The organism is Ascidiaceihabitans donghaensis (assembly GCF_900302465.1).
Classification (GTDB): Bacteria; Pseudomonadota; Alphaproteobacteria; order Rhodobacterales; family Rhodobacteraceae; genus Ascidiaceihabitans; species Ascidiaceihabitans donghaensis.
This window is the reverse complement of sequence record NZ_OMOR01000001.1, coordinates 2878287-2890935: the sequence shown is the minus strand read 5'-3', so window position 1 is coordinate 2890935 and position 12649 is coordinate 2878287. Positions and strand designations below refer to the sequence as shown.

Sequence of the window (12649 nt, the reverse complement as noted above, 5' to 3'; positions counted from 1 at the left end):
GCGCGACCTTAGTTCGCGTAGGCCACCGCTGGCAACCATGTCACCAGCCAAGGAAATTCAAACACGATAAACAAGCCGAACAACTGCAACAGCACGAAGGGGATCACGCCTTTGTAGATATGTCCCAGCGTGACGCCGGGGGGGCACACGCCTTTCAGATAGAACAGTGCGAAGCCAACAGGTGGTGTCAGGAACGACGTCTGCAAAGTGACCGCCACCAGAATGGCAAACCACACGATCTGCGGATCATCCACAACACCAAAGCCGTCCACAGCCAGATCAAGGCCCAGAACAACGGGCAACACCAGTGGCATGATGATCAAGGTGATTTCGATCCAATCCAGCAGGAATCCGAGTAGAAAGACGATAAACAGAATAAAGATCACGATCATATACGGGTTGTCGAAAGATCCCGCGATCATATGTTTGATCGTCTCGTCCCCGCCATACAGCCGCAACACATAGGCAAAGAAGTTGGCGGCGATGAAAATGCCAACGATGTAGCCTGATGTGTTTAACGTCTGGCGCATCACATCGCGAAACACGGTGTAGGTTAGCTTGCGGTTCAAGATCGCCAGTACCATAGCGCCCAATGCGCCAAGGCCCGAAGCTTCGGTCGGGGTGGCGAACCCGAAAAAGATCGAGCCCAAAACCACCAAAATCAGCGCCATCGGCGGCATCACGGACAAGGCGACTTCTGCAATAATCTTGCCTGTCACGGGTTCACGATTTTCAGGCACTGGCATCGCGGACGGGCGCAGCACGCCGTAAATCACGATGAAGGTAATATAGAGTGCGCCAAGTAATAGGCCGGGGAACAGCGCCCCCATAAATAAATCGCCCAAGCTGATGGACAGCTGATCCGACATAATCACCAGCATGATGGATGGCGGGATCAAAATGCCAAGTGTGCCAGAGGCGGCGATGGTGCCTGTGGCGATGGATTTGGAATAGTTTTGTTCCATCATCGCGGGCAGGCCCATGACACCCAGCAACACAACGGACGCGCCGATCACACCGGTAGAGGCCGCCAGAATGATACCGATCAACATCACTGACAGGGCCAGCCCGCCGCGCAACGCGCCAAACAGCACCTGCATCGACCGCATCATGCGCTGGGCAACGCCGGATTGATCCAGCATCAGCCCCATGAAGATGAACATCGGCAAAGCGACCAGAACAGGGTTTTTGATAACCCCGCCAAAGAACCTGCCCGCTGCAGCCCCCATCTTTTTGTAGCTGATACGTGTGTCGTCATATTCGATATATTCGCGGATACCGGTTTTGTTTGGGTCCAGCACAAAAATGGCCAGCACGATAAAGATCAGGGACACACCGACCAAGGCGTAAGCCACGGGGATGCCCCGAAACAGCATGGCAATGAACGTCAGGAAAATGATCAGGACGAACCATTCGTTCAGGGTCAGAAAGTCGATAAGGGACAACAGCTGCATGTGATTTAACCCTTAGCCTGAACAGAACGATTGCGGATAAATCCGACAAGATAAAGTAGCGCCACCAAGACGATAGCGACCCAAAGTGCGTACTCGAACATCGGTTCGCGCAAGATGCGACGCGGCTTGATGTCGGCGTTTGTGAGATAGACAAACCAGTACATGACATAAACCACGACGCGCCACGCGACGAAGATCGCCATAGGCAACATACCCACGATCACAGTGCACAGATTGACGGGTTTGATGACGCGCAAATTGCGGATCATGACCGCGTAGGCCGCCAAAATGCACACGCCAAACAATAGGGGCAGGGAGGCTTTCAACAAATACAGGCGGTGCAGGCCGTTGGGGCTGTCCGACCCTTCACCTGCGACGATCGACGCGATGGCGTAGTGGAACAGCGTGTCGAACATGATGCCCAGAAACGGCATCAACAACCATCCAAGTGCAAAGACTTCGATGCGGGCCTTCTTTTCTGGGCTGTAATGTTCGTGAAAAATATCAACCCGCACGTGGCTGGATGTTGTGATGGCATAGCCAAAGGCGGTCAGCATGGCAAAGCCGTAGATCCACCATTGGGCGTCGTCCAACCAGGCCTGGTTGAAGCCGTTGCCGCGCAAAAATACCTGAGAGACGATGGCCAACATCAAAAGCGGAAACGCCCAGGCCACCACGTTGCCCACATTGATCATCAAACGATCAAAGACACCGTGTTGGTCGCGGTCGACCTCGCCGGGATCGCTGATCGCCAAGACGGCATCAACTGTTAGCTCTTCTTGGGGGTCTGTTTTCTGTGTCATGCTCTCACTCCTCAAACCGGTCAGTGGCGACGGGTCTTTTTTTATTCAAAAGGCGGCACCCGAAAGTGCCGCCTCTCAATTGTTCAAGCATCGCAGTTACTTGCGTGGCAGGTAGATGTTGTTGGACCAGATTTTGTAGCCTTCGCGGTACTCTGCCAGATCAGCCCAGACTTTTGCAAAGTACTCGTCTTCCGCTGCCAGCTCAGCCGCAACTTCGTTCCATGTGCTTTCAAACAGTTCCAGCATTTCTGGGGACCACTGCTTGATTTGAACGCCATTTGTTTCGGAGTTCTCGACCATCGCCGCGTAGTTGGTGGCTTCGCCTTCGGCCAAAGATGTTGTCACGTTGGCCAAGCAAGCTGTCTCGATCTGGTTTTGTGCAATCTCGGACAGGTCTTCCCAGACGTCGATGTTCACAATCAGCTCAAACAACGTGGATGGCTGGTGCCAGCCAGGGAAGTAGTTGTATTTGGCGATTTTGTGAAAGCCCAAACGCGCGTCGATGCGCGGCATGGAAAATTCCGTGGCGTCAATTGCACCGCGTTCCAGCGCCGGGAAGATGTCGCCCGCACCCAACAGGGACGTGGACACGCCCAGACGCTGCATAACTTCCGCACCAAGGCCGAAGAAGCGCATGTTCAGGCCTTCCAGGTCAGCCACACCGTTGATTTCGTTCTTGAACCAGCCGGAGGTTTCTGGCGCGATGATACCGCATGGCATGACTTTGACGTCGTAACCCGCTTGGTCGTACATGCCCTGCCAAAGCTCTGCACCATCGTCATACAGGATCCAGCCCATGAATTCGCCAGCTTCGGGACCAAAAGGCACAGCCGCGAAAAGGGAAGCGGATTTGATTTTGCCTTGCCAGTAGCCGGATGTCGCAAACGCCGCATCAACAGAACCGTTGGACACAGCGTCCAGTGCTTCAAGTGTCGGAACCAGTTTGCCGGGATCGAAGTGTTCGATTTGGACATCTGTCGAGATCGAGTTCAGGCGATCCTTGAAGTCCACGGAAGCTGTGCCAAGAATGGGCAGGCTTGATGGGAATGAAGATGTCATTTCCAGCGTGTCTTGGGCCATAGCGCCGGTTGCGGCAACCGTGGCCGCGACAGCGGCTGCGATAAAGTTGGTTTTCATTTGGTATTCCTCCCTAGGTGACCATTTTGGCCGATGATGTCGTTGGGTCAGTGACCTCTTTGATTTGGGTCAGATCGCAATGAATACGTTAACGTATACATTAAAGCGCTGTCTACAAACTTCTCCCCCGTCGCACGGGTTAAGTTTTTGGCGACAGCAGGGGTCTTGGCAAGGGGTATGAAATTACCCAGTTCGCACAGAACATGCCGAAATATACGTCAGGCCTTTGAAATAAAACGTAAAAACCCAAAAGTGGGCTGAAAGATAAAACGTCTGTTTTGGTAAAAAGATTTGGCCAAAGTGGGAATGTGTTAACTTTTGGCTGCAAATCGCAAGATCATTAGTTTAGGTGAGTCGGGCCAATTGCCCCGACTTTCCCTTGTAAGTGGTGACTTGAGTGCGCGATCAAGCGCTTTCAATCGGGCCGCCTGCGTCTTTCCAGCCCGAGATGCCGCCGATGTTGGTGACATTCGTGTACCCCATGTCAGTCAGCGTTTTGCCAGCCAAGGCTGCTTGCCCGCCGGCCGCGCAAATCAGGTAAATGGGGGCGTCTTTTGTCAGGGCAGGGTTATAGGCGCCTGTTGCGGGGTCGGCGATGAATTCCAGCATACCGCGCGGGATGTGATGTGCACCTGCGATCGTGCCGGTTTGCGCGATGGACGCGCTGTCTCGGACGTCAACAAAGACGCTGGCTGCATCACTATGTTTGGCAACGGCATCAGCAGAATCGATCCGTGGCACAACCGCGTTGGCATCTTCCATATAGTCTTTTGAGGTTTTCATGTTGGACAGTTCCGTCGTTTGATCAAAAAGCAAAATGGGCGACCTATCGGGGCCGCCGCATCCTTGGCGCATTAAAAAGGAAGACTTACGTGCCTGCCAGAATCATTTTCGCACAGTTTTCGCCGATCATAATGGCCGGTGCATTGGTATTGCCGGACACGATTTCGGGCATTATCGAACAATCCGCCACGCGTAGGCCCTTAACCCCGTGCACGCGCAGTTTGTCATCCACGACTGCGTCATTGCCTGATCCCATTTTGCACGTTCCGGTGGGGTGATAGATTGACGCGGTGTTGTTGCGTGCCCAATCCAGTGTTGCGTCGTAGTCGTTGATGTCCAGATCAGGATCAGGCCGGAATTCCGTTGAGATTTTCTGATCCAGCGGTGCATGCCGCGCAATGGTTCGCGCAATATTGACCCCCGCCACAACAGTGCGGCAATCGGTTTCAGTGGACAGATAGTTGGGGATGATTTTGGGATAGACCTTCCCATCAGCGCTTTGCAGGCGAATTTCACCGCGGCTTTCCGGACGCAATTGGCACACGGACATGGTGAAGGCCGAAAACTTGTCAGCACCTTTGCCTGGGTTTTCTGCCGACAACGGCTGCACATGAAACTGGACATCGGGTGTTTCCAGGTCTTCGCGGGTTTTCATAAAGCCAGTCGCAAGGCTGGCGGCCATAGCCATGGGGCCCGTGCGTGACGTGGCATACTTTAACGCAATGCGGGCCTGGCCCAAAAGACTGGACACTTCATCGTTCAAAGTGGGTTCCTTGCACTTGTAGACAAGGCGCGCTTGCAAGTGGTCCTGCATTGCTTTGCCCACCCCGTGAAGGTCTTTTTTGACTTCTATGCCGTGCTCTTGCAGTTGTGCGGCTTCGCCAACACCGGACAGCATCAGGATTTGCGGTGAATTGATGGCTCCGCCACTTAGAATGACTTCTCGATTGGCTTTTATGGTGTGTTCCACGCCGCCTTTGTCTGTGTAGGTGACGCCGGTGCACACGCCGTTCTCGATATTGACCTTTTGAACAAGGGCGCGGGTGATGATGTGTAGATTGTCGCGGGATTTCACTGGATTAAGGAAGGCCACTGCCGACGAACACCGGCGCCCGTTCCGTGCGGTGAGTTGGAAAAAGCCGACGCCTTCTTGTGATTCGCCGTTGTAATCGGGATTGAATTTGTAGCCTGCAGCCTGGGCTGCCGCGACCCATGCGTCCGTGATCGGGCGCTCGATACGCATATTCGACACCGACAATCCGCCTTTGTCGCCGTGATATTTATCGGCACCACGTTCGTTGTTTTCGCTTTTCTTAAACAACGGCAAAACGTCGTCCCAAGACCATCCGCTATTGCCCATTTGCGCCCAGCGGTCGTAGTCTTGTGGTTGTCCACGTACGTAAAGCAAACCATTCAATGAAGAAGACCCACCCAGAACCTTACCACGGGGCCATTCGATGGAACGGCCGTTCAGACCAGGGTCAGGTTCTGTTTTGTAACACCAGTCTACATTGGGGTTATGTATCGTTTTGAAGTATCCGACGGGGATATGGATCCACGGATTGATGTCACGGCCACCGGCTTCCAGCAACACGACTTTGTTGGCCGGATTGGCGCTGAGGCGGTTCGCCAAAACGCAACCCGCAGAGCCTGCGCCTACTACAATATAGTCCGCTTCCACAAAATATCCTCCCTTGGTTCGAATTAACCCTATACAGATTGGTTTTGTCATACTACAGTTTTTTGAAACTAAAAGTCTCAATAATTGACAAACGGGAGGAAATTGTCATGTCTACGGGAAATAAGTTAGCGGGTATCTCGCGCCGGGATCTGTTCCGGGTTGCGGGTCGCTACGGCATGAGCTCGACGCTCATGGCGGCAGGTGGCTTCGGTGGGGCGATGAGCCTTGCAAACTTGGCGTCTGCGGCAGAATCCACATATGAGAAACGCTTCGCAAAAGAACCAAAGCACACGCTGAAATTTGGCGCGGCTGGCTTCAACGCACGCAACCTTTTGATCGAACGTGCGGGCGCATTGGAATTTGCACGTGACCTCGAATCACGCACAGACGGTGAGATTCGCGTCGAGTTCATCGGCGACAACCAAATCTGTGGTCAGGTATCTTGCGTAGAGAAATGCCAGCAGGGCATCATCGACATCTATGCGGCGTCTACACAGAACTCAGCGGGCGGTGCGCCGTACCTGAACGTTCTGGACTACGCGTACATGTTCCGTAACCGTGCGGACCAATACCACTTCTTGTACTCTCCTAAGTCCCAAGCGCTTTTGCGTGAGCCTTATGAGCGTCGCCATGGTCTGAAATTCCTGTTCTCCCACGCTGAATTGCGCGGCATCCAGTTGGGTCTGGCATGGGAAGACAAAGAAACAGTCACATCCATCGACCAACTCGCAGGCACAAAAAACCGTGTTACTGGCACTCAGCTGGGTCGCATCGCGATGACGGCTTTGAACCTGAACCCGGTTCCGGTTGCATGGGAAGAAACACTTGATGGTCTGAAGCAAGGTCTGATTGATGGCGCGGAAACATGGGCTTCGGCCGTGGCATACGCCAACATGTCACCTGTTGTGTCCCAGTCTGTTCACCTCGACTTCTTCTGCGGCACAGAGCACACGGCGATGAACGCAGGCGTCTTCGACGGTCTGTCCGGCGAATTGCAAGACGAAGTGATGGAAGCTTCCTACTGGGCCCAAACGCACGTCCAAGCCGCAAACGAAGCAGCTTTGGTCAAAACTGTTGGTCAATCCGATCCACAGCTTCCAGGCACGATCTTCGCGCAAAACAACGTGCGTAACGCATTCTTGTCTGCCGAAGAGAAGAAAAAAGCCGAGGAAATGTGCTCACCCGAATTCCAACCACAGCTGTGGGAAGAATGGCGCGAGCGCATCAACGGCTGGCAAGGTGGTGCGGACACGTACCAAGAAATCTACGACGAAGTGCGTACAATCGATGGCGATACACTGCCAGAGAACGTGGAACCACGTCGCTGGTGGAAAGCCTAAATACCGGCTTCACGTCTAAAATCAGCCGGTCCGAGATTTCGGGCCGGTTTTTTTGTCCCAAAGATCGCATTTAAGCGGCATGGTGGGCGAAACGAAATCATAGGGAGGGACGCCAGATGTCGATCTGGTCAGACATGGTCACCATCGTCACCGCGACGTTGAGTGGCGATATTAATTTCAAGGTTACACAAGCGTATCGATCAGATGCAGCGTGGCTGGTTTTTGGCCCGCTTACTGTTATTGGCGCGATTGCTGTGCACTATTTGTACAAGGCGTTTCCGTTTCTGGATCGTCACCTTGAGCGCACTGTCGCTGTGACGGCTTATATTCTTATTGCGCTTATCATTTTTGTCGGTGTGATCCAGCGCTTTGTCTTTTCCAGTCAGGTGCCGTGGTCGACAACCATCCCGCCGCTGATCTTTATGATCATGTCGTGGTACGGATGTTCGTATAATGTGAAACTGCGCACACACCTCAGCTTTAGCGAATTTCGCACCAAATTCAGCCACAAGGGGCAGTACTATAGCCTGTTGATGGACAATGTACTTTGGTTCATCTTCTGCATCATCTGCGTGACAACCATGTCGCGGATCACGGTCAACACCTATGACAACTTCCAGATTGTTCTGGGGACCGACGGCGTCATGCGCTGGTGGTTTATCATAACGATGCCTTTGTGTTTCATCATGATGGCGGGCCGCGTTCTGAGCAACGCGTTGATTGATCTTGGCCGTTTCCGCAACAACGAAAAGCTGATTGAACAAGCGGTAATCGGGGGAGAAGCGTAATGACCGATGGAACGTGGATTACACTTATTTCTCTGGCTGTAACGGTCTTGTTTATGTTGGGAACACCGGTTTTGCTGGTGATCTTTTACTGGTCCGTGGGCTGTAGCCTTGTGATTGGCCTGACCTTGGACAACGCAGGAAACGAATTGCTGAACGTGTTCAAAGACGGCTTTGCGCTGCTTGCGATGCCTTTGTTCATTCTGACAGGGGATCTGATCAACAAATCAGGGATCGCCAAACGATTATCGGACTTTGCCTATGCCTGCCTTGGTTGGCTGCGCGGTGGTCTGGCGATGGCGGCCATCGGGGCTTGCGGCTTGTTTGCCGCGATCTCGGGGTCAAACTCTGCCACAACGGCCACAATCGGTTCGATGTTGCACCCCGAAATGACAAACGGTGGTTACGATGAACGCTTTTCTGCGGCGACGGCTGCGGCGGGCGGGACTGTTGGGATCATCATCCCACCGTCGATCATCTTCATCGTTTATGGCTTCTTGATGAACTTGCCGATCTCGGATCTGTTCATTGCGGGGATCATCCCCGGGTCGTTGATGGTCTTTGCGATGATGGCAATGTGCTTCATCGTGTCCACCATCAACAAGTGGGGCATCCTGATCGCTTTGTCACCGTTTCGCGTGTTCAAAACGGCTGTCGGCGCTTGGCTTGGCTTCTTCGCCATCGGATTGGTGCTTTGGGGCATCTACACGGGCAAATTTTCACCGACTGAGGCGGCAGGGGTTACTGTTGGCTTCGGGATCATCGTCGGTGTGATCAGCTACCCGCTGAACAAACTGATGGGGGTGGACCAGTCTGCACCAGTTGATGAAAAACCCTTTGCGGCGATGGTTGTTGTTGAAGGGTTCCGGTTGCGTGATGTGCCAGCGGTGGTTGTGCGGTCTGCACAGATTGCGGGCATCCTGACGCCTTTGATCGCGGTGTCTATCGTGATGCAACAGGTTCTTGGGGCGCTTGGTGCGTCCGAAGTCATCGGAGAGCTGTTGCGCGGTATGGGCGGTTACTATCCGGTGCTGTTTGCGTCTATGGCTATCGTGTTTGTGTCGGGGATGATCCTTGAATCCCTGCCTGTCACAATCATCCTTGCACCGATCCTGGCACCAATTGCGGCCAGCGTTGGCGTTGATCCGATCCACTTCTCGGTTGTGTTCCTTGTGGGGGCGTCGATCGGCTTTATCACGCCGCCTTACGGTCTGAACCTTTACGTGGCGTCTGGTGTGACCGGGGTTCCTTACTTCCGGCTTCTGCGGTACTCGACGATGTATCTGGTTTCGCTGATTGCGGTCTGGCTGTTTGTTGCCTTGGTGCCCGAACTCGCAACTTGGTTGCCTGCACAGATGGCACGATAGACACATGACGTGAGTGACCTATAAAGAACGCACTGGCCGGTTTTGCTGGCCAGTGTTCTGACAAAGTGGGAAGCGTGAATGACTGCCGAAGATACCTCGGGCAAGCCGGGGCAAATTCCGACAAACCTGAGACTGCTGTTGCTTCTTGAAGAGGTTGCAAAGGCTGGCGTTCCGGTCACCCCCGCCGATCTTGTTGAAGCACTTGGGCTTCCCAAACCCACAGTTCACCGCCTCTTCCACACCGCCGAATCCGAAGGCTTTTTGCAACGCGACATTGATGGCCGCAGTTACGGTCCGGGCCCGCGTTTGCGTCGGTTGTCTGTCAACACACTTAGCTCACAACGGTTGCGCACCGTGCGTCTGGCGATCCTGAATTCGGTTGTGGAAAGCGTCGAAGAGACCTGCAACATCGCCGTTCCTGATCGCGACGGCATGATCTACCTTGACCGCATCGAAACAAAATGGCCGCTGCGCATCCAGTTGCCCATCGGCACGCAGGTGCCCTTCCACTGCACAGCATCTGGCAAAATGTACCTCAGTTCACTGAACCCGCGCTACATTGACCGCTTTTTGAACGCGCAGGTTCTGGAAGCGCGAACTGCAAGAACCATTACAAACCCAAGTGCGTTGAAGGCAGAACTAAGTGCGACCCGCAAACGCGGCTATGCCACGGACAACGAAGAATTTATGGAAGGCATGGTTGCCGTCGCAGTGCCCATTCTGGACGATCAGGGGCGACTGGTCTCAACCCTGTCTGCGCACACCCCGATGCAGCGATTGTCGCTTGAGCAAATTCAACAGCACCTGCCGACGCTTCGGGAAGGCGCTGAAAAACTGTCTGAATTGCTACTGAATTAGGTCGGATGTCTTGACAATGCAGGCCGCGACTGGCCTTGATCATGCCCAATACATACCGTTTTTGGGAGAAAACTGATGATGCGCACCCGTGCTGCTGTTGCCGTTGCCGCTGGCAAACCACTTGAAATTATGGAAGTGAATCTGGACGGACCACGCAAAGGCGAAGTCTTGGTCGAGATCAAAGCCACAGGTCTGTGCCACACCGACGAATTTACCCGTTCCGGTGATGACCCCGAGGGCATTTTTCCGGCCATTTTAGGCCATGAGGGCGCGGGCGTTGTGATCGAAGTCGGGGAAGGCGTCACAACGCTGGAAGTTGGCGATCACGTGATCCCGCTTTACACGCCGGAATGCCGCGAGTGCGAATACTGCCTGAACCCCAAAACCAACCTGTGTCAAAAGGTGCGCGCCACCCAAGGTCAAGGCCTGCTGCCTGACGGCTCTACCCGCTTTTCCATGTTGGATGGCACCCCGATCTACCACTACATGGGCTGCTCGACCTTCGCCAACCACACGGTTGTGCCCGAAATCGCACTGGCCAAGGTGCGCAAAGACGCACCGTTTGACAAAATCTGCTACATCGGGTGCGGCGTGACCACGGGCATCGGCGCTGTCATCAACACAGCCAAAGTTGAAATCGGCAGCCGCGCGATCGTGTTTGGGCTGGGCGGCATTGGTCTAAACGTGATCCAGGGCCTGAAACTGGCCGGCGCCGACCAGATCGTGGGTGTGGATTTGAACGACGACAAAGTCACCATGGGCGAACATTTCGGGATGACCGACTTCGTGAACCCCTCCAAAGTCGAGGGCGATCTGGTGGCCCATCTGGTGGAGCTGACAGGTGGCGGTGCGGACTATACCTTTGACGCCACAGGCAACGTCAACGTGATGCGCACAGCGCTTGAGGCGTCCCACAAAGGTTGGGGCGAAAGCATCATCATCGGCGTGGCTCCTGCAGGCGCTGAAATCTCGACCCGTCCGTTCCAATTGGTCACAGGCCGTTCATGGCGCGGCACAGCTTTTGGCGGGGCCAAGGGTCGCACGGACGTTCCCAAAATCGTCGATTGGTACATGGACGGAAAAATTGAAATCGATCCGATGATCACGCACAAATTGACGTTGGACGAGATCAACCACGGCTTTGATTTGATGCATCAGGGTAAATCCATTCGCGCGGTTGTCGAGTTCTAAAAAGCGCCACACTGCGCACAGGAAAAACGCCGCTTGCACTGTGCTGGCGGCGTTTTTTGTTAGGGGTTTTGGAACAGGGGCACTGTCGATACGGACATCTTGGCAGAGCCGTTTTGCACCTCTCGGGCGTGCGCGAGATAGATCAGTGTTTGATTGGATTCATCAAAGATGCGACGGACGCGCAACGACTTCCAAACAATAGACCGTCGTTCGGAAAAGACGTTCTCACCATCGTCGGACCGGTCGATGTCGCCGATCTTGATCTTGCCTGTTTGACGGCACGCGATAGATGAATTCGACGGGTCCTCGAACCAATTTCCGTTTTGCAAACGGTCAATCACGCCGCGCTCAAAGTAAGCGACATGGCACGTCACGCCTTCGACGTCGGGGTCTGCAAAGGCTTCTATGACGATACCGTTCCCAAGCCAGTCGACGTCGACATTGCCCACCTCTTCGGCTGTCGCTGTGCTGCCAGCAATAGCCAGCACAGCACACACGCCGCTTAACGGGCGAAGCATTTAACGCAGGCCCAAGAAGGACAGGATCACTGCAATGACGACGACAAGACCGATGATATAGATGAGACGGTTCATAGTATTTCCTTTTTGATGTTTGGCTGGCGATGGGCACCCGCCGTTCATCAAGACAACACCCTGCCGTGCAAAAAGTTCCAATTTAAGTCGATGATGAAACCGACGTCGCGTTCTGCAAGTCCATTGGCGTGAAATGCAGGTTTTTCTTATTCGCTGGTGCCTTATGTATGATCCAACAGCATTCAGGAGGGGCGCAAATGCAACTTACGGTCAACGGAACCAATCACGATGTGGATGTCGAAGACGACATGCCCCTGCTTTGGGTCTTGCGCGATGAGATTGGGATCACAGGCGTTAAATACGGATGTGGCGTCGCGCAGTGTGGTGCATGCACAGTGCATATTGACGGTGAAGCCGTGAAATCCTGCCAGATCAGTGCCGCAGATGTGGAAAGCCCGATCACAACCATCGAAGGGTTGGGCAACCCTGATGCGTTGCACTCTGTGCAAGAGGCATGGATCGAACATCAAGTTGCCCAATGCGGCTATTGCCAGTCAGGCCAGATCATGGCGGCGGCCGCTTTTCTTGCCCAGACCCCAAACCCGACGGACGCCGATATCGATGATGCCATGTCGTCCAATTTATGTCGGTGCGGCACGTACCCCCGTATTCGCGCCGCAGTGAAATCGGCCGCTGCGAAAATGGAAAGGGCATAAG

At 54.1% G+C, this 12649-nt stretch carries 12 protein-coding genes; 6 read left to right on the top strand and 6 right to left on the bottom strand.

What is annotated here, in order from left to right; translation table 11 throughout:
- Positions 1-8: 8 nt before the first annotated feature.
- The 5 genes from ASD8599_RS14400 to ASD8599_RS14380 all read right to left on the bottom strand — a co-directional run bounded on the left by ASD8599_RS14400 (position 9) and on the right by ASD8599_RS14380 (position 5858).
- Positions 9-1454, bottom strand: a complete 1446-nt coding sequence (locus ASD8599_RS14400; protein WP_108829172.1) for a TRAP transporter large permease — start codon at positions 1452-1454, stop codon at positions 9-11.
- Between the two features lie 5 nt (positions 1455-1459).
- Positions 1460-2257, bottom strand: a complete 798-nt coding sequence (locus ASD8599_RS14395; RefSeq protein ID WP_108829171.1) for a TRAP transporter small permease subunit — start codon at positions 2255-2257, stop codon at positions 1460-1462.
- Positions 2258-2353: 96 nt separating this feature from the next.
- Positions 2354-3394, bottom strand: coding sequence for a TRAP transporter substrate-binding protein (locus ASD8599_RS14390; RefSeq protein WP_108829170.1), 1041 nt, complete (start codon positions 3392-3394; stop codon positions 2354-2356).
- A gap of 405 nt (positions 3395-3799) precedes the next feature.
- Positions 3800-4177: a rhodanese-like domain-containing protein gene (locus ASD8599_RS14385; RefSeq protein WP_108830206.1), complete on the bottom strand. Its 378-nt coding sequence runs from the start codon at positions 4175-4177 to the stop codon at positions 3800-3802.
- An 85-nt stretch (positions 4178-4262) separates the two neighbouring features.
- Positions 4263-5858, bottom strand: coding sequence for a GMC family oxidoreductase (locus tag ASD8599_RS14380; protein ID WP_245926054.1), 1596 nt, complete (start codon positions 5856-5858; stop codon positions 4263-4265).
- A gap of 107 nt (positions 5859-5965) precedes the next feature.
- On the opposite strand from ASD8599_RS14380, the gene ASD8599_RS14375 reads away from it, so the two are divergent.
- From ASD8599_RS14375 to ASD8599_RS14355, 5 genes are all read left to right on the top strand, one after another.
- Positions 5966-7198, top strand: a complete 1233-nt coding sequence (locus ASD8599_RS14375; RefSeq protein WP_108829168.1) for a TRAP transporter substrate-binding protein — start codon at positions 5966-5968, stop codon at positions 7196-7198.
- Positions 7199-7314: 116 nt separating this feature from the next.
- Positions 7315-7986, top strand: coding sequence for a TRAP transporter small permease (locus ASD8599_RS14370; RefSeq protein ID WP_108829167.1), 672 nt, complete (start codon positions 7315-7317; stop codon positions 7984-7986).
- Entirely contained in the window at positions 7986-9350 is a 1365-nt protein-coding gene (locus ASD8599_RS14365; protein ID WP_108829166.1) for a TRAP transporter large permease, read from the top strand. Before ASD8599_RS14370 ends, ASD8599_RS14365 begins: the two co-directional genes overlap by 1 nt.
- Positions 9351-9428: 78 nt before the next feature.
- Positions 9429-10208 (top strand): IclR family transcriptional regulator, encoded by a 780-nt coding sequence (locus ASD8599_RS14360; protein WP_108829165.1) that lies wholly within the window; start codon positions 9429-9431, stop codon positions 10206-10208.
- 78 nt (positions 10209-10286) lie between these two features.
- A complete protein-coding gene (locus ASD8599_RS14355; RefSeq protein WP_108830205.1) occupies positions 10287-11399 on the top strand; it encodes an S-(hydroxymethyl)glutathione dehydrogenase/class III alcohol dehydrogenase in 1113 nt (370 codons plus the stop codon).
- 59 nt (positions 11400-11458) lie between these two features.
- On the opposite strand, the gene ASD8599_RS14350 is transcribed toward ASD8599_RS14355, so the two are convergent.
- Positions 11459-11917: a CreA family protein gene (locus ASD8599_RS14350; RefSeq protein ID WP_108829164.1), complete on the bottom strand. Its 459-nt coding sequence runs from the start codon at positions 11915-11917 to the stop codon at positions 11459-11461.
- A 272-nt stretch (positions 11918-12189) separates the two neighbouring features.
- Between ASD8599_RS14350 and ASD8599_RS14345 the strand changes: the two genes are divergently transcribed.
- The gene (locus ASD8599_RS14345) at positions 12190-12648 is read left to right on the top strand and encodes a (2Fe-2S)-binding protein (protein ID WP_108829163.1); all 459 of its coding nucleotides are present in this window, start codon (positions 12190-12192) and stop codon (positions 12646-12648) included.
- Position 12649: the final 1 nt, after the last annotated feature.